The following is a 17,896-nucleotide window of genomic DNA, read 5'->3' as shown; positions in this document are numbered from 1 at the left end:
CAATCCGGAAACGTTGCTCGGTTCCGCTCCGCACGAGTTGCCCCGCCCGAACGGCCATGCATGGAATGGAACCGAGTCAACCCCTGCCACAGAGAACGCCTTTGAAAGGGAAAATCGCTAACCACCCTTGGAATAAAAGACCTTGACCGCGCCCGCTCTGCGGGGCACGAGCGACCGCATTCGCCGCACTCCTTGGATGCATGTGCGAACCGGTAGATCCGTCGGAGCGGGATGTCAGTGCCGGGTGGAAGACTGCCGGCATGATCGAGCCGAACCCGAAAGCGGACCTTCTCCACTACCTGCAACAGGGGCGTGACGCCCTCGTATGGAAGCTCGAAGGGCTCTCCGAGTACGACGTACGCCGTCCTCTGACGCCCACGGGCACGAACCTGCTCGGTCTGCTCAAGCACCTCGCCGGTGTAGAGCTGGGCTACTTCGGCGACACGTTCGGGCGGCCGTACTTCACCGGGGAGCCGCCGTCCTGGTGGTACACGCGGGATGCGGAGCCCAATGCGGACATGTGGGCCGCCGCGGACGAGTCCCGCGAGGACATCGTCGGGCTGTACCGCCGCGCCTGGGCGCACTCCGACAGCACGATCGAGGCCCTCGACCTCGACGCCACCGGCCACGTCCCGTGGTGGCCCGAGGAGCGCCGGGAGGCGACGCTGCAGCACATCCTGCTCCGCGTGATCTCCGATACCCAGCGCCACGCCGGCCACGCCGACGTGGTGCGGGAACTCATCGACGGAGCCACCGGCTATACCCCAACCCAGGACAGCCTGCCGTCCAGCGACCTGACCTGGTGGAAGGACCACCACGCCCGCCTGGAACGGGTGGCCCGGGAGGCCGGCGACTGACCGCCCCGCCTCTTCCTGTCTCCTGGGGTGCTCACTCGGGGACGAACGCGTACTGCACCTCGTACAGATGGCCCGCCTTGACCATCACCGTCGCTTCGATGGGCCGGTCGTCATCGCTATGGACGATGCGCAAGGTGCGCAGTACGGGCAGGTCGCCGGGGAGTCGGAGCAATCGGTACTGATCCTGGGTGGCGACACGCGCGGACACTCGGTCCACGCTGATCCGAGGTGGATAGCCCAGTGACGTGAGGAGGGTAGGCGTACCACCGGCGATTCTGCGGCGTTCGGTGAGGGCGGTGCCGCGGGCGATGTCCAACGGGTAGTAGGAGGCGACGAGTTCCGCCGGTTCATCGTCGATCGACAGCACCTGGCGCCGGAGGACCGCAGTGCCACCCGACTGGAGACCCAGCGCCACAGCGACGTCTGCCGGAGGCTTCTCCTCGGCCACCTCGATCAAGGTGCTGTGGGCGCGCGCACCCGAGTTCACCGCTTCGCTCAGCCAACGGTAAGGCTCGCCGGAGGCCGCCGGGGCCATGTATGCGGCCGGACGTATCGTCCGCTGCCGGTGCTCGCGAACCGTCACCGACGCGCCCGGACGTCCGATGACCAATCGTTCGCCCTTGAGGAGTTGCAACGCCTTCTGCACGGTGGCATTCGAAGCGGAGAACCGTTCCTTGAGTTGCGCGGTGGAGGGAAGACCGGCTCCCGGGGCCAGATCCCCGGACATGATCTCGTCGCGCAGATCCGCCGCGATCCGCTCATGCAGGGAGCGGCGGTCCAATGTCTCGTCGTCCACTCTGGGCACAGTCATCCGATCCTGATCTCGTACCGCAGGTTCTGGCCTCGTGGAGACATGACCATCACATCGGCCTGGATGGGGCGGTCATCCCCGCTCAGCGTGAGCCGCGTCAGCTCGAGCACCGGCTCACCCGCCTCCAGCGACAAGGACGCCCTCTCGCCTTCGGACGGCATACGGGCCACCACATCCTCTCGCGCCCGGACACCTGCATAGCCGAGATCGGCAAGCAGCCGGATGGCCCCTCCCCGGATTTTGCCCGCTGCGGCCAGCCCGGTTCCCCGAGCGATCTCCAACGGGTAGTAGGTGTCGGTCAACTCGCACGGCTCACCATCGAGGTACATGATCCGCCGTCGCTCGACGACACGACCGCCACGCTCCACCAGGAGGAGGTCGGCCACTCTGTCCGGTGCGACCACCTCCCCCGCGCACACGATCCGCTGGGTACCTCGTCGCCCTTCGGCCGCCGACTCGGTCCCCCAGGCATCGCTTTCACCCCGGGCGGGTGGCGCCAGGTACCGAGCGGATGTACCGGCCCTCTCTTCACCCACGACCTTCTCCTTCGCAGTCGACGCCCGAGACACCCTGCCGCTGCACACGGTAGGCGAAGCATTCGATCCCCCCAAAGGATACCTTGCCGCCTTTCGCGAATAGCAGTACGGTGTGCGCGTCATGCCCCACGAGCAAGGCGGTGGACCACCGCGTCTCTGTCGCAGCAACGGCGCTTTCCCCGACGACGCACCTCTGTCGGTGCCTCACGCGACTTCGTCGTCGATGTCCTCACGGAGTGGCAGCTCACACCCTTGATCGAGGACATAAAGCTCTGCGTCTCGGAACTGGCGACCAATGCCCTCCTGCACGGCGTCCCGCCGGGAAGGGAGTTCGCCGTCGGCCTCCGCGCAACAGAGGATCTTGTGCGCCTGGAGGTGCGGGACAGCGGCGGCGGACGACCGGCGGTCCAGCACGCGGAAGATGACTGCTGCTCGGGACGCGGCTTATTCCTGGCCGGTGAACTGGCCGCGGAGTTCGGCATCGATCACCACATCGTCGGCAAGACCGTCTGGCTCACATTCAAGAGGCCTGCCGCTCCATTCGTCCCGTGAAAAGGATCGGCCCCGCCGGACATCCGACGGGGCCGAGACAGGAGGCGTTCCGGGGCTACGACCCCAGGATCGTCGTGAGGAACTCCCCCGTCCACGCCAGCAGTTCGCGGCCGACGACCGGCTTGCCGCCGATCCTGCCGGTGGTGGGGCGCGGGACCAGGACCTGGTGGACGGCCGGCTTGATGATCGTCTTCGGGTAGAGGCGCTTCAGGCGGAGCTCCTGCGATTCACGAAGCTCGACCGGGGCGAACCGGATGTTCGAGCCCTGGAGCACGATCTCGCCGACGCCGCAGGCGCGGGCCAGCATGCGCAGGCCCGCGACCAGGAGCAGGTTCTCGACCGGCTCGGGGAGCTTGCCGTAGCGGTCGGTGAGTTCCTCCCGGACCGCCCTGATGTCGTCCTCCGTGTTGGCGGAGGCGATGGCGCGGTACGCCTGGAGGCGCAGCCGCTCGCCCGGGGCGTAGTCGTGGGGGACGTGTGCGTCGACCGGGAGCTCGATCTTGACCTCCAGGGGCGGCTCCTCCTCCACGCCGCCTTCGAGGGAGGCCCGGTAGTCGGCCACCGCCTCGCCGACCATGCGTACGTACAGGTCGAAGCCGACGCCCGCGATGTGGCCGGACTGCTCGCCGCCCAGGAGGTTTCCGGCGCCCCGGATTTCGAGGTCCTTCATCGCCACGTACATGCCCGCGCCCATCTCGGTGTGCTGGGCGATCGTGGCCAGGCGCTCGTGGGCCGTCTCGGTGAGCGGCTTCTCCGGGGGGTAGAGGAAGTAGGCGTAACCGCGCTCGCGGCCACGGCCCACGCGGCCGCGCAACTGGTGGAGCTGGGAGAGGCCGAAGTTGTCTCCGCGCTCCACGATCAGGGTGTTGGCGTTGGAGATGTCGATGCCGGACTCGACGATCGTCGTGGAGACCAGGACGTCGAACTTCTTCTCCCAGAAGTCCACCACCACCTGTTCCAGGGCCTGTTCGGACATCTGGCCGTGGGCGGTCGCGATCCTGGCCTCGGGGACGATCTCGCGCAGGCGGGCGGCGGCCCGGTCGATCGACTCGACGCGGTTGTGGATGTAGAACGCCTGGCCCTCGCGGAGCAGTTCACGGCGGATCGCCGCCCCGATCTGCTTCTCCTCGTACGGGCCGACGAAGGTGAGGACCGGGTGGCGCTCCTCGGGGGGCGTGGTGATCGTCGACATCTCGCGGATGCCCGTCACGGCCATTTCGAGCGTACGGGGGATGGGCGTCGCGGACATGGTGAGGACGTCCACGTTGGCGCGGAGCTTCTTCAGCTGCTCCTTGTGCTCGACGCCGAAGCGCTGCTCCTCGTCGACGATGACCAGGCCCAGGTCCTTGAACTTCGTCTCGGAGGAGAAGAGGCGGTGGGTGCCGATGACCAGGTCGACGGAGCCCTCGCGGAGTCCTTCCAGGGTCGACTTGGACTCGGACTCGGACTGGAATCGGCTCAGTGCCCGTACGTTGACCGGGAATTGGGAGTAGCGCTCGGTGAACGTGCCGTGGTGCTGCTGGACCAGGAGGGTGGTGGGTACGAGGACGGCGACCTGCTTGCCGTCCTGGACCGCCTTGAAGGCCGCCCGTACCGCGATCTCCGTCTTGCCGTAGCCGACGTCGCCGCAGATCAGCCGGTCCATCGGGACGGACTTCTCCATGTCCTCCTTGACCTCGGCGATGGTGGTGAGCTGGTCGGGCGTCTCCGCGTACGGGAAGGCGTCCTCCAGTTCGCGCTGCCACGGGGTGTCGGGGCCGAAGACATGGCCGGGCGCCGCCATCCGCGCCGAGTACAGCTTGATCAGGTCGGCGGCGATCTCCTTGACGGCCTTCTTGGCGCGCGCCTTGGTCTTCGTCCAGTCGGCGCCGCCGAGCCGGTGCAGGGTGGGTGCCTCGCCGCCGACGTACTTGGTGACCTGTTCCAGCTGGTCGGTCGGAATGTAGAGGCGGTCGCCGGGCTGGCCACGCTTGGCGGGGGCGTACTCGACGAGGAGGTACTCGCGGGTGGCGCCCTGCACCGTACGCTGCACCATTTCGATGTAGCGGCCCACACCGTGCTGTTCGTGGACGATGTAGTCGCCCGTCTCCAGCGTCAGCGGGTCGATCGTCTTGCGGCGGCGGGCCGGCATCCGGCCCAGGTCCTTGGTGGCGGTGCGCTGGCCGGTCAGATCCGTCTCGGTCAGTACGGCGAGCTTGAGCGCCGGGTCGACGAAGCCTTGGTCGATCGCGCCGCAGGAGACGTGGACCAGCGACGGGGAGATCTCCGCCAGGTCGGGGTCCAGGCGGGCCGCGATGCCCTCGCCGCTCAGCACCTCGACGGTACGGGAGGCGAGCCCCTGGCCCTCGGTGACGTACACCGTGCGCCAGCCGTCGGCGATCCAGCCCTTGGTGTCGGCGAGCGCGCGGGCGGTGTCGCCGCGGTACGACTCCGGGGCGTGCATCGTGAGCTTGAGGGTGTCCTCGTCGAGCTCGTCGTCCGCGGCGAACGGGGAGACCGACCACCACATCATCTCCAGCTCGCGGGCCCGGTCACGGACGTCCGCGATGCCCCACAGGGAGGCCGCGCCGACATCGATCGGGGCCTCGCCGCCGCCCGCGGTGGCCGCCCAGGACGCCTGGAGGAACTCCTGGCTGGTGGCGACCAGGTCGGCCGCCCTGGTGCGGACCCGCTCCGGGTCGCAGACCAGCGCCATCGAGCCCTTGGGCAGCACGTCGAGCAGCAGCTCCATGTCGTCGACGAGGACCGGGGCGAGGGACTCCATGCCCTCCACCGCGATCCCCTCGGCGATCTTGCCGAGCAGTTCGCCCAGCTCCGGGTGGAGTTCGGCGAGGGCGGCGGCCCGCTCGCGCACCTCGTCGGTCAGCAGCAGCTCGCGGCAGGGCGGCGCCCACAGCCCGTGCTGGGCGATCTCCAGCGACCGCTGGTCGGCGATCTTGAAGTAGCGGATCTCCTCGACGTCGTCACCCCAGAACTCCACTCGAAGGGGGTGCTCCTCGGTCGGCGGGAAGACGTCCAGGATGCCGCCGCGCACGGCGAACTCGCCGCGCTTCTCGACCAGTTCGACCCTGGAGTACGCGGCTGCCGCGAGCGCGTCGACCGTCTTGCCGAGGTCGGCGCTCTGTCCGATGCGCAGCGCTACGGGTTCCAGGTCGCCGAGCCCCTTGACCTGCGGCTGGAGCACGGAGCGGACCGGCGCGACGACGACCTTGACCGGGCCGGTCTCCGGGTCGTCCTTCCTCGGGTGTGCCAGGCGCCGCAGCACGGCGAGGCGGCGGCCCACGGTGTCGGAGCGGGGCGAGAGCCGCTCGTGCGGCAGGGTCTCCCAGGACGGGAACTCGGCGATCGTGTCCGGCGGCAGCAGGGTACGCAGCGCGGCCGCCAGGTCCTCGGCCTCCCGACCGGTCGCGGTGACGGCGAGCACGGTCCGCCCGGCCTCACGGGCCAGCGCGGCCACGGCGAAGGGGCGGGCGGCGGGCGGACCGACGAGGTCGACGTGCATCCGGTGACCGTCGGTGGCGGCCTTCACCGCTTCGGAGAGTGCCGGGTCACGTACGACGACATCCAGCAGGCCGTGCAGGCTCATGAAGGGCTTCCGTCCGGGTAACGAGGGCGAGGTCTGACAGCCGGCTGCTGCCAGGGGGCAACACGAAGGACCCGACACGTCTCACGGGCCGGGGGTTCCAGCGTACGACTCCGCTGTGACAGCCGCGCCCGCAATCCGGCTCCGCAGGTCGGATCCGGCCCGGTCCGTGCGCCGGGCACACACCGGGACCGCAGCCCTGCCCCGCGCGCCCGCGGTCCGCGCCCCACGCCGTACGGACACGAATCCGGCCCCGGAGTGTTTGGAGGAACACCCGGGGCCGGATCAGTCATCCTACGTCGGTCGTCACCCTCGCTATTCCGTGGCGATCGCGTTCAGGACGTTCATCCTGCCCGCCCGGAACGCCGGGACCAGGGCCGCGAACAGGCCGACGAATGCCGAGGCGACGAAGACCGTGAGGATCGTCGGCCACGGGATCTCCAGGACGCCGAGGCCCTCCAGGGCCAGCAGCTTCTGGGCCGCCGTGCCCCAGCCCATGCCGAGGCCGAGCCCGAGCAGGGCGCCGAAGACCGCGATGACCACCGACTCCAGGCGGATCATCCGGCGCAGCTGGCGGCGGGAGAGGCCGATGGCGCGCATCAGGCCGATCTCACGGGTCCGCTCGACCACCGACAGGGCCAGGGTGTTCACCACACCGAGCACCGCGACGATGATCGCGAGCGCCAGCAGGCCGTAGACGATGTTCAGCAGCTGGCCGATCTGGTCCTTCAGCTGCTGCTTGAAGTCGGCCTGGTTCTTCACCTCGTACTGCGGGTACTTGACGAGGGCGGCCTTGAGCGCGGCGTACGCCTCCTTCTCCTTGCCGTCCTCGGCCTTCGCGAACATCATCATGTTCTTAGGCAGGCTGTCGGCGGGGACGTACCGCGCGGCGGTCGCGATGTTCGTGTACATCGCGCCCTTGTCGATGTTCACGTCGTCCGAGGTGATCGCGGCAAGCCTCAGCTTCGCGGTCTCGCCGCCCTTGAACGCGACGGTGAGCCGGTCGCCGACCTTGAGGTGGTGCTTGGTGGCGTACGTGTCGCCGACGGACATGGCGTCCTTGCCGTACGCGTCGGCCAGCTTCCCGGCGACCGTCTCGCGCCGGACGTCCTCCTGGTATGTGGGATCGACGGCGGCCAGGACCTTGCTCTCGGTGGTGCCGTCGGGGGCCGTGAGCCCGGCGCCGACGACTTTGTAGCCGGTGAGGTGCTCGATGTCCGGCACGGACTCCAGGGACTTCACCGCCTGGTCCACGAGGGGCGTCGGGTTGCCGCCGGACGGCTGGACGATGAAGTCGGCGCCGACCGACTTGTCGAGCTCCTCGGTGGCCGAGGCGACCATGGAGGAGCCGACGACCGAGAGGCAGGCGACCAGGGCGAGGCCGATCATCAGGGCGGCGCCGGTCGCTCCGGTGCGGCGCGGGTTGCGCAGGGCGTTGCGCTCCGCGAGCCGTCCCACGGGGCCGAACATCCGCAGCATGACCGCGCTCAGCACCCGGACCACGACGCCGGCCAGCAGCGGGCCGATCACGATGAAGCCGATCAGGGTGAGGACCACGCCCGCACCGAGGAAGAGCGAACCTTCGCTCGACTTGTCGGCCCGGGTCGCGGCGAGGAGCGCTGCGCCACCGGCGAGCGTGAGGACCAGGCCGATCGCGGCCCTGACCCGGCCGGCCCGGCCGTCCGCCGGGGTTCCGGCGTCGCGCAGGGCGGCCATCGGGGAGATCTTCCCGGCCCGGCGGGCCGGGATGTACGCGGCGACGACGGTCACGATGATGCCGAGCCCGAGGCCGACGACCGGGGTCGTCCAGGCGACCGTGAGGTCGTCGGTGGACAGCTCCATGCCCATGGCGCCCATGAGCTTCATCAGGCCGACGGCGAGGCCGATGCCCGCGCCGACGCCGAGGACGGAGCCGAGGATGCCGAGGAACAGTGCCTCGATGAGCACGGAACGGTTGACCTGCTTGCGGCTGGAGCCGATGGCGCGCATCAGGCCGATCTCACGGGTGCGCTGGGCGACCAGCATCGAGAAGGTGTTGACGATCAGGAAGATGCCGACGAGGAAGGCGATCCCGGCGAAGCCGAGCATCGCGTACTTCATGACGTCGAGGAAGGAACCCATCGAGTTCTTGTTGGCGTCCGCGGCCTCCTTCTGCGTCTGGAGCTTGTACGCGGAGGTGTCACCGAGCGCCGTGGCGACGTGTCGCTTCAACTGCGTGTCGCTGACGCCCTGTTCTGCGGTGACGGAGATGAGGCTGAAGACGTCCGGCTTGCCGAGCAGCTTCGTCTGCGCGGTGACGGTGTCGAAGTAGACGATCGCCGCACCGGGGTTGGTGACCTTGAAGGTGGCGATGCCGCTGATCTTCGCGTTGATGTCGCCGGTGGCGGCGATGGTGCGCAGCTCGTCACCGATCTTCAGGTCGTGCTTGTCGGCGGTGTCGGCGTCGACCATCACCTCGGTCGGGCCGCGCGGTGCGTGGCCGGAGGTGATCTCCATCGAACGCAGTTCGTTCTTCGTCCAGTTGCCCGCGATCGTCGGGGCGCCCGTCGTCGAGCCCATGTTCTTGTTGTGGCTGTCGACGACGGTGACGGACATGCTGGTGACCGCGCCCTCGGCGTCCTTGACACCGGTGGCCTTGCCGACCTGCTCGACGGCGGAGGCGGGGAGCGTGACGGGCTTGCCGTTCCCCGGGAGCCGGTCGTCGTCCTCGGGCGTCTTCGGGCTGACGGTGACATCGGCCGACGTCGCGGCGAAGAGCTTGTCGAACGTGGTGTTCATGGTGTCGGTGAAGACGAGCGTGCCGCACACGAACGCCACCGACAGCAGGACCGCGACGGCGGAGAGCGCCATGCGTCCCTTGTGCGCGAAGAAGTTGCGCCTCGATGTCTTCCAGACGGTCATGACGTCCGCCCGCGCGAGTCGAAGTCCTTCATGCGGTCGAGGACCTGGTCGGCCGTCGGGCCCAGCATCTCGTCGACGATGCGTCCGTCGGCGAGGTACAGCACCCGGTCCGCGTAGGAGGCGGCGACCGGGTCGTGGGTGACCATGACGATGGTCTGGCCCAGCTCGTCGACCGACCTGCGCAGGAAGCTCAGCACCTCGGCGCCGGCCCGCGAGTCCAGGTTCCCGGTGGGCTCGTCACCGAAGATGATCTCCGGCCGGGCGGCGAGCGCCCTGGCCACCGCGACGCGCTGCTGCTGGCCGCCGGAGAGCTCGGTGGGCCGGTGCTTCAGCCGCTCGGCGAGACCGACCGTCTCCACGACCTGCCGCAGCCAGGCCGCGTCGGGCTTGCGGCCCGCGATGTCCATCGGCAGCGTGATGTTCTCCAGGGCGTTGAGCGTCGGGAGCAGGTTGAACGCCTGGAAGATGAAGCCGATCCGGTCCCGGCGGAGCTGGGTGAGCTTCTTGTCCTTGAGCCCGGTGATCTCGGTCTCGTCGAGGTGGATCTGACCCGAGGTCACGGTGTCCAGGCCGGCCAGGCAGTGCATCAGGGTCGACTTGCCGGAGCCGGACGGTCCCATGATCGCCGTGAACTGCCCGCGGGCGATGTCCACATCGACATGGTCGAGCGCGACGACCCGGGTCTCCCCCGCCCCGTACGCCTTGACGACCTGCCGCGCTCGCGCGGCGACGGCCGTACGCCCTCCAGTGCCCCCGTGCCTGGGAATGGTTACAGCCGTTGTCACGGTTTTTCTCCTATGTCGGTCAGCGTTTGAGATGTCGCGGTGTACGCGTGAAGTCTGGTGTTCCGAGGGGGTCCGGCGCGCTGGTGCCCGGCACAGTCTTCGGGTGGGGCTTTCCCCACCCCGCCCCCTGCGGTCAGCCGCACTCGCGGTGGGAATCAGCCGCTTTCTGCGGTGTAGGAACACGCTAAGGAACGGGCCCCCGCCGTCACGTCCTCCGCCGGGAGGAACCACCCCTGGGCAGAACTGAGGAGCGTCCCCTAGGGGTCTCGGCCCGCGGGTGGAGACCCGTCTCGGGGACTGGACCCATGGGTGCACGCGCCGGGGTCCGCGGAGGTCTTCGGACACATCCCCGAGCAGCGACACTCTCCCCGCCGGGATCCGCGGGTGAGACAGTGTCACGAGAAAATACGTGCAGGGGGAAGGAATCTTGGTGAGCGGCGCGGGCGGCAATACCGAAGCGATGTCCGGGACCGGGGCCGGCCCGTCCCCCGCCCCCGCGGCGCCGCGCGGACGCGGCCCGGTGGTCGCCGCCCTGATGCTCGGCATGGCCCTGTCGGCCATCGACGGCACCATCGTCTCGACCGCCGTTCCGCAGATCGTCGGCGACCTCGGCGGCTTCTCCGTCTTCTCGTGGCTGTTCTCCGGCTACCTGCTGGCCGTGACGGTCTCCCTGCCGGTGTACGGGAAGCTCTCCGACACCTTCGGCCGCAAGCCGGTCCTGATCGCCGGCATCGCCCTCTTCCTGTTCGGTTCGGTACTCTGCGCCGCCGCCTGGAACATGGCCGCGCTGATCGCCTTCCGGGTCGTCCAGGGCCTGGGCGGCGGCGCCCTGCAAGGCACCGTGCAGACCATCGCCGCGGACCTGTATCCGCTCAAGGAACGTCCGAAGATCCAGGCCAAGCTGTCGACCGTATGGGCCACGTCGGCGGTCGCGGGGCCGGTGATCGGCGGGCTGTTCGCGGTGTACGCCGACTGGCGCTGGATCTTCCTGATCAATCTACCGGTCGGGGCCCTCGCGCTCTGGCTCGTCGTACGCCACCTCCACGAGCCGTCCCGCACCCGCCGGGCGGCCGGCACGCCCCGCCCCCGCACCGACTGGGCGGGCGCCCTCGCCGTCTTCGCCACCGGCACCCTGCTGCTGACCGCGCTCGTCCAGGGCGGGGTCGCCTGGCCCTGGCTCTCCGCCCCGTCCCTCGGACTGCTGGCCGGCAGCGTCGTGCTCGGCGCGCTGACCGTCGTCATCGAGCGGCGGGCCGCCGAGCCGATCATTCCCGGCTGGATCTGGCGGCGGCGGACCATCGCCTCGGTCAATCTGGCGCTGGGCGCGATGGGGCTGCTGATGGTCGCCCCCACGGTCTTCCTGCCGACGTACGCCCAGTCGGTGCTGGGTCTCGGCCCGATCGCCGCCGGTTTCGTACTGTCCGTGATGACCCTGAGCTGGCCGGTGTCGGCGGCCTTCTCCAACCGCGTCTACAACCGCATCGGCTTCCGCCGCACCGCGATCATCGGCATGAGCTGCGCCCTGCTGATACTGCTCGCCTTCCCGTTGCTGCCGTATCCGGGCGAGCCCTGGCAGCCCGCCCTGATCATGCTGCTGCTCGGTGCGGCGCTCGGGCTGTTCCAGCTGCCGCTGATCGTCGGGGTCCAGTCGACGGTCGGCTGGGCCGAGCGCGGCACGACGACCGCCTCCGTACTCTTCTGCCGCCAGGTCGGCCAGAGCGTCGGCGCCGCGCTCTTCGGGGCCGTCGCCAACGGGGTCCTCGCCTCCCGGCTGGCCGCCGCCCCGGTCCCCGGGCTGCCGGGCGACCTGGACGCGATCTCGCACGCCCTGGACGACCCGGGCAGGCTCTCGGCCGCGGCGACGGACTATCTGCGGCGGGCCGTCGACGCCGCCGTCGACCACGTCTACCTGGGTGCCGCCGGGGCTGCGGCGCTCGCCCTGCTGGTGCTGGTCTTCGTGGCCCCGCGCCGTTTCCCGGTCCTCACCGAGGAGTCCGGGAACGACGCCCCGGCGCCGTAGACGTCCGCATCGCGCAGCGGGGCAAAGAGACTCCGTTCCGCAAGATCTCATGCAACTGAGCCATTACCGTGGGTAGTTCAGGCCAACCACTCCCCAACCGCCATACCCACGAGTAATGTTCGCGCTTCCGACAGCACACCCGCACTCCTGCCTTGCCGTCCAGCCCAGGACCCGAGCCATGCAAGGAGCAGCACCCAGATGTCGTACGGAAGCCCGCCCCCGTCCCCGCACTCCTCCTGGCCCGGACGGCTGCCGAAGCCGTCCCGGCGGCATCAGCCCCCGCCTCCGCATGACCCCGAACACCTGCTGCCCTGGCAGAGTCCGGAGCCCTCACCACCCCCAAAACGGCCGGGCGCTCCCACCGCTCCCGTGCCCGTCCCGGGCCGTCACGGCGATCTGCGCCGGCTGCGCACCGCGTACCGGCTGCTGCGGCGCATCACGATCCTGATCGCACTCGGCTACTTCGTCGTCTTCCTGCTGCTCTCCGGATTCGCCAAGGACCTGACGGACCGCCCCCTGTTCGGCGGTCTCAACATCGGCCTGGTACTGGGGCTCTTTCAGCTCCCCGTGACACTGCTCGCCATCGTCCTGTACGAGCGGACCGCCCGGAGCACGGTCGATCCGCTCGCCGCACGGCTCCGAAGAACAGGAGCGGCCCAGTGAACGGATTCGACAATTCCGCGCAGTCGATGTCCCTGGTGGCCTTCCTCGCCGTGGCCACCGTGGCCCTGCTGCTCTGTGTGATGACCGGTCCGGACCGCGACGACCTCGACGAGTTCTACACCGGCCCCCGCTCGCTCTCGCCCCTGCAGAACGGCCTCGCACTCGCCGGCGACTATCTCTCCGCGGCCACGGTTCTCGGCACCACCGGCATCATCGCCCTCACCGGCTACGACGGGATGATCCTCGCCCTGAGCATCACCCTCTCGCTCGTCCTGCTGATGTTCCTGCTGGCCGAACCGCTGCGCAACGCGGGCGGGTTCACCATGGGCGACCTGCTCGTGCGCCGCGCCCCCGGCCGCGCGGTCCGTATCACCGCCTGCGCGGCCACCATCGCCGCGCTCGTTCCGATGATGGTTGTCCAGCTCGCGAGCAGCGGCGACCTGCTCTCCTTCATCCTGGGGTTCGACAGCTCCGGGTTCCGCACCGGCGCCATCATCGGGCTCGGGATCCTGATGATCGGTTACTCGGCGATCGGCGGCATGAAGGGCACCGCGCTGATCCAGATCGTGAAGACCGTGGTCCTCTTCGTCGCCGCGTTCACCATCTCCGTACTGATCATGAACCGCTTCGACTGGGACACCGGCGCCCTGCTCTCGGCCGCCCGGCAGGGCAGCGGCGAGGGGGCCGCGTATCTGCGCTCGGGGCTCCAGTTCGACGGCAGCGGACTCGACATGGTCAGCTCCGAACTGACCGTGGTCCTCGGCGCCGCCTGTCTGCCACACGTCACCATGCGCATGACGAGCGCCCGCTCCACGCAGGCCGTCCGCCGCTCGCTGTCCTGGGCGGTCGCCGTGGTCGCCGGGCTCTGTCTGCTGCTCGTCGTGATCGGTTTCGGCGCGGGGGCGCTCGTCGGCCACGACCGCATCACCGCCGCCGGGGCGTCCGGAAACAGCTCGATCCTGCAGATCAGCGGTGTGGTGGCGGGCGGCGGCCAGCTGGGCGCGCTGGTCGTCACGACGATGACGACGGCGATCTTCCTGACTCTGCTCGCCTCGGTCGCCGGAATGATCCTGGCCTGCGCGAACTCCCTCGCGCACGATCTCTTCGCCCACGGCCTGCACGGGGTGCGCGACCCGGACAGGAAGCCGCTGCCGGGCCTGTCCGAAATGCGTACGGCACAGGCCGCGGCGGTCGTCGTCGGGCTGCTCGCCACCACGCTCGCCGTCGTGGCCAGGCACTGGAACGTACAGGCGCTGGCGACGCTCTCGTTCTGTGTCGGCGCGTCGGCGCTGGCCCCGGCGCTCATCTACAGCATGTTCTGGCGGCGCTTCACCCGTACCGGACTGCTCAGCACCCTGATCGTCGGCACCGTCACCGTCATGGTCCTGATCACCGGCACCAATCTCGTCTCGGGCTCACCGTCTTCGGTCTTCCCAAAGTACGACTTCAACTGGTTCCCGTTCACCACGACCGGGCTCGTCTCCATCCCGGCCGGCTTCCTGGCGGGATGGCTGGGAACAGTGCTCGAGCGGCGCACGGCGGCCGAAGAACGCCGACTGTACGAGGCCGAGGAACCGCGAATCCTGGCGGGCGCACCGCAGAATACGGCGGCACGCCCCTGAGCAACCGTGTCCGAAGGCGAAGATCCCGGCAGTCGGTCTCAGTCCTCCGCCGGGGCCACCCGCCCGGTGAGCGCCGCAAGTGAGTTCCGCACATGCGCCATGTGCGCCTGGACCTCCTCGCGGCCCTCCTCGTGCTCCCTCAGGATCCGCTCCGTCTCCCGGACCACCCGCTCCTCACGGACCCTGGCCGCCGCGATCAGCTCCGCACCCTGTGCCTCGGCATCCTCCTGGCCGTGCCGTGCGGCCTCCTCGGTCTGAGCGAGCGCCCGCCGCGCCTCGGCCAGGCGGGCCTCCGCCTGCTCGGTCAGCTCGTCGTGGTACGCGGCCTGCGCGGCCTCGGCCTCCGCCAGCTCGCGTTCGGCCGTCTTCCACCGCTCGGAGTGCTCCTGCTCCTGGTGCGCGAGGACGCTCGCGGTACGGCGACACGTCTCGGCCATCGCGGACTCCGCCTGCTCCCGCACCTCCGCGGCCTCCTTGCGGGCCTCGGCGACAGTCTCCTCGGCGGTGCCCCCGGCCGTGATCAGCGTGGTGTCGGCGTACTTCTCGGCCGCTGCCCGCATCGCCTCGGAGTCCGCGCGCGCCGACTCGCGGAGCCTGCGGCCCGCCTCGTCCGCCGCGTCCCGCAGCGCCTGCGCCTCCTCCTGGGCGGCGCCCCATACGTCCCGGGCCTCGCTCTCGGCGAGCGCCAGGATCTGCCGGGCGCGCTCACCGAGCGATTCGTAGTTCTGCGGGGCGAGCTTGGCGACGGCCTCGCTCAGCCGGACCGACTCGGCCGAAAGCTCCTCCACCAGCGCGGTCAGCCGGGACACCTGCTCCCACGCCTCGTTCCGCTCGGTCGACAGCCCGGCCACGGTGCGGTCCACCTGCTCCGGACGGTAGCCACGTCCTCGTACGCCGACGAAGCCATGCGTGGACACCGGTGCAGAACTCATCCTTGAAGCCTCTTTCCGATTCTCCAACCACCAGCAATACGTCAAGGATGCGGCAATTGCCACAGAAGTCGGAATCGTTTCGCTGCTTTCCGGACGGAAGCGACGGGCATCACAGGCCGCACATGGCGCGGCGCCCGGCCCCCCTTCTCGGGGAGCCGGGCGCCGTCCGCAGAGCCTGCCGGGTCAGATCAGCCCGTCCCACATCTGCTCAAGAAGTACCGACCACCAGCTCTCCGGCGACGCCAGCGCCGCCGCGTCCAGCGCCACCAGCTGGGCCTGGAAGTCGACCGTCCAGCGGCCCGCCTGCTCCGGGTTGAGCCCGAAGCGCAGCCGCCACATCCGGCCGAGCAGCGCCATCGAGCGCTGGAACTCCGGCAGCCCGGTGTTCACGAACTGCGGCGGCACCGACTGCCCGCCAGGTCCTGCCTCGACCGGCACGGCCACGATGTTCGCCGTGCCGTACTGCACACAGATCGCCCGCCCGAAGTCGGACCCCATGACGAGGTACGACCCCGCGTCGGGGGCTGCCTGCACCTGCCGCTGTGCGGCCAGCTCGGCCAGCGTCGGCACCACCGGCTGTCCCGGCTGCGCCCAGAAGAACGGCCCGAAGTCGGCGGGCAGCCCCGCCCACACCAGCGTCCGCGCCACGGCGTCGGGCACACCCTGGCGGGACACCGCGCGCTGATCGAAGCGGAGGATGCCCTGCGGACCGAAGGTCTGCAGCAGCTCCTGGGCGATGGCCTCCGGCGGCACCGGCGGCGCGGGCGGCATCTGCGGCAGCGGAGCCCGAACCGGCGCGGGACGAGCCGGCCCGTCCGCGACCTGGTGCAGCTCCCCCTGATGGGTGAGCAGATGCTGCATGCCCTGCTGGCGACTGGCGTGATCGGTGCCGTACGGGGCAACGCTGGTGATCCGCACCTGCGGCCAGGTCTCACGGATCATCCGCGCGCAGTAGCCACCGGGCAGCTCGCACGACTCCAGCTCGGTGTGCAGCTCGATGACCTGCTGCGGCGGCACGTTCATGGCCCGCAGCTCGTGCAGCATCTGCCACTCGGGGTGCGGGGTGCCGGGCGCCGAGCGGCGGATCAGCTGCTGTTCACTGCCGTCGGGCGCGCGGTAGCGCAGCACGGCCTGGTAGCCGGGGCCGACGGCCGGCTGACCGGTCGGCGCCTGCGGATATCCGTTCGCCGGGGGCGGCGGGGTGTGCGGATTCGGCGGTACGGGGCCCGGGGCGCCGCCCTGCGGCATTCCCGGCGGACCGGGCGGACCGGGAGGCTGTGGCGCGGACGGCCCGACCCGGCCGGGGCCCGCCAGCATCGTCGCGGCATGGTGAACACCGCCACCGGGCGGCGGAGGCGTCGAACCAGGAGGAACGGGGGGCGCCGGGGGCCCGGGAGGGCCGGGCGGCTGCGGGGCGCCGGGGACTCCGGGCGGACCCGGAGGCTGCGGCACACCCGGACCGCCCATGCTCGGGTCCGCGAGCATCGTCGCGGCATGGTGAACACCGCCACCGGGCGGAGGCGTCGAACCAGGAGGAACGGGGGGCGCCGGGGGCCCGGGAGGGCCGGGCGGCTGCGGGGCGCCGGGCGGGCCCTGCTGGGGAACGAGCTGCGTCGGCAGGTACCCGCCCGCCGGAGCACCGGGCGCACCCGGTCCCGAGGGCGGTGGCACGGGCGCGCCCGGCCTGGCGCCCGGGGTGCCGGGGGCACCGGGCGGCGGCGGGGTCGTCGAACCACCCCCGCGCGCACCGCGCGGCGGCACGACGGCCTTGCTGGTGGCCGCATCCGCGATGTCACCGGCGCCGGGGCCGAGAGCACTCGGGGCACTCGGGGCAGGTGTTCCGGGTGCGGGGGGTGTGCCGATTCCCTGCTGGTCCAGGCCGGGGACGACCGCCGTCCGGGGCAGCCGGCTGCCACCGGACATCAGGGCGGTCGGCGCATCGGCCGGTACGACCGGTGGCGGGGTTCCGTCGTCGTCGGCGCCCGAGAGCGGAGGTGCGAACACCGTGGCCGGCAGGGGCACCGCACCGTCGTCGGAGCCCGCGTTGGTGTCGGTCCCGGCCCAGGGGGTCGACCCGACGGGCACGTTGGGCGGGGATGCCGGAACGCCGTCGTTGGCGGTGGGCTCGTACGCGACCGGCCCGCCCGGCGAACCCTGCGCAGCCGCGGGCGCGGGAGCAGCAGGGGCGACGGGGGGCGGAGTGGTCGAAGGGGCTGAAGGGGCTGAAGGGGCCGCGTCCCGCTCCGCCCGACGGTCCGGGATGCCCAGCTTGTCAGCCGCTTCCTGGAGCCACTCCGGGGGGCTCAACAGGAAGGACGTCTGATTCAGATCGATGCGCTGCGGCGGCTCCGGAGCGGCCGGTGCCGCATCATGTGCGCCGTACTCCTCCTCGTACCGCCGGATCACCTCGCCCACCGGCAGCCCCGGCCACAGGGTGGCCTCACCGCTGTCCCTGGCGATCACGAGCCGCTGACGACCGCCGTCCGAGACGGGACCCTCGGCACGGTCCTCGCCCCACACCACGAAGCCCAGCTCGAACTCCCGTACCCGCACCTCGCGGTGCTGGTACGCGGGCACGTCGCCGTTGATCCACTCGTCCGCGCGCTCCTGCGCCTGCGCAAAGGTCACCATCGC

Annotated in this window: 12 protein-coding genes; 5 read left to right on the top strand and 7 right to left on the bottom strand. The window is 70.4% G+C overall.

The genetic code is table 11. The features are described 5' to 3' along the window. The first annotated feature begins 260 nt into the window (after positions 1–260). Positions 261–857 carry a DinB family protein gene (locus OG953_RS26035; protein ID WP_405687254.1) on the top strand — a complete coding sequence of 199 codons (597 nt, stop codon included), beginning with the start codon at positions 261–263 and terminating at the stop codon, positions 855–857. A 31-nt stretch (positions 858–888) separates the two neighbouring features. Here the strand turns inward: OG953_RS26035 and OG953_RS26030 are convergent, their stop codons facing one another. Continuing rightward, the gene (locus OG953_RS26030) at positions 889–1,668 is read right to left on the bottom strand and encodes a GntR family transcriptional regulator (protein ID WP_405687253.1); all 780 of its coding nucleotides are present in this window, start codon (positions 1,666–1,668) and stop codon (positions 889–891) included. After that, positions 1,665–2,204, bottom strand: a complete 540-nt coding sequence (locus tag OG953_RS26025; RefSeq protein ID WP_405687252.1) for a UTRA domain-containing protein — start codon at positions 2,202–2,204, stop codon at positions 1,665–1,667. Before OG953_RS26025 ends, OG953_RS26030 begins: the two co-directional genes overlap by 4 nt. 156 nt (positions 2,205–2,360) lie before the next feature. Here OG953_RS26025 and OG953_RS26020 point away from each other — a divergent pair, with 156 nt between their 5' ends. Then, entirely contained in the window at positions 2,361–2,756 is a 396-nt protein-coding gene (locus tag OG953_RS26020) for an ATP-binding protein (RefSeq protein ID WP_405692068.1), read from the top strand. 55 nt (positions 2,757–2,811) lie between these two features. Here the strand turns inward: OG953_RS26020 and mfd are convergent, their stop codons facing one another. The 3 genes from mfd to OG953_RS26005 form a co-directional block, all read right to left on the bottom strand. After that, positions 2,812–6,342, bottom strand: coding sequence for a transcription-repair coupling factor (gene mfd / locus OG953_RS26015; protein WP_405687250.1), 3,531 nt, complete (start codon positions 6,340–6,342; stop codon positions 2,812–2,814). A 312-nt stretch (positions 6,343–6,654) separates the two neighbouring features. After that, complete coding sequence (locus OG953_RS26010) at positions 6,655–9,240, bottom strand: ABC transporter permease (protein ID WP_405687248.1); 2,586 nt, start codon at positions 9,238–9,240, stop codon at positions 6,655–6,657. Continuing rightward, positions 9,237–10,025, bottom strand: a complete 789-nt coding sequence (locus OG953_RS26005) for an ABC transporter ATP-binding protein (RefSeq protein ID WP_266360998.1) — start codon at positions 10,023–10,025, stop codon at positions 9,237–9,239. Before OG953_RS26005 ends, OG953_RS26010 begins: the two co-directional genes overlap by 4 nt. A gap of 460 nt (positions 10,026–10,485) precedes the next feature. On the opposite strand from OG953_RS26005, the gene OG953_RS26000 reads away from it, so the two are divergent. The 3 genes from OG953_RS26000 to OG953_RS25990 all read left to right on the top strand — a co-directional run bounded on the left by OG953_RS26000 (position 10,486) and on the right by OG953_RS25990 (position 14,330). After that, positions 10,486–12,045: an MFS transporter gene (locus OG953_RS26000; protein WP_405692066.1), complete on the top strand. Its 1,560-nt coding sequence runs from the start codon at positions 10,486–10,488 to the stop codon at positions 12,043–12,045. A gap of 198 nt (positions 12,046–12,243) precedes the next feature. Further along, positions 12,244–12,708 carry a DUF485 domain-containing protein gene (locus OG953_RS25995; protein ID WP_405687247.1) on the top strand — a complete coding sequence of 155 codons (465 nt, stop codon included), beginning with the start codon at positions 12,244–12,246 and terminating at the stop codon, positions 12,706–12,708. 26 nt (positions 12,709–12,734) lie between these two features. Then, positions 12,735–14,330: a cation acetate symporter gene (locus OG953_RS25990; RefSeq protein WP_405692065.1), complete on the top strand. Its 1,596-nt coding sequence runs from the start codon at positions 12,735–12,737 to the stop codon at positions 14,328–14,330. Between the two features lie 38 nt (positions 14,331–14,368). On the opposite strand, the gene OG953_RS25985 is transcribed toward OG953_RS25990, so the two are convergent. Both OG953_RS25985 and OG953_RS25980 read right to left on the bottom strand, forming a co-directional pair. Then, on the bottom strand, positions 14,369–15,262 hold the full coding sequence (locus OG953_RS25985; protein ID WP_405687246.1) for a cellulose-binding protein: 894 nt from the start codon (positions 15,260–15,262) through the stop codon (positions 14,369–14,371). 183 nt (positions 15,263–15,445) lie between these two features. Next, on the bottom strand, positions 15,446–17,893 hold the full coding sequence (locus OG953_RS25980; protein WP_405687244.1) for an SUKH-4 family immunity protein: 2,448 nt from the start codon (positions 17,891–17,893) through the stop codon (positions 15,446–15,448). Positions 17,894–17,896 lie beyond the last annotated feature (3 nt).

The organism is Streptomyces sp. NBC_00057 (assembly GCF_045041165.1).
Taxonomy (GTDB): domain Bacteria; phylum Actinomycetota; class Actinomycetes; order Streptomycetales; family Streptomycetaceae; genus Streptomyces.
The sequence above is the reverse complement of the archived record's forward strand: the minus strand, read 5'-3'. Positions and strand labels throughout refer to the sequence as shown.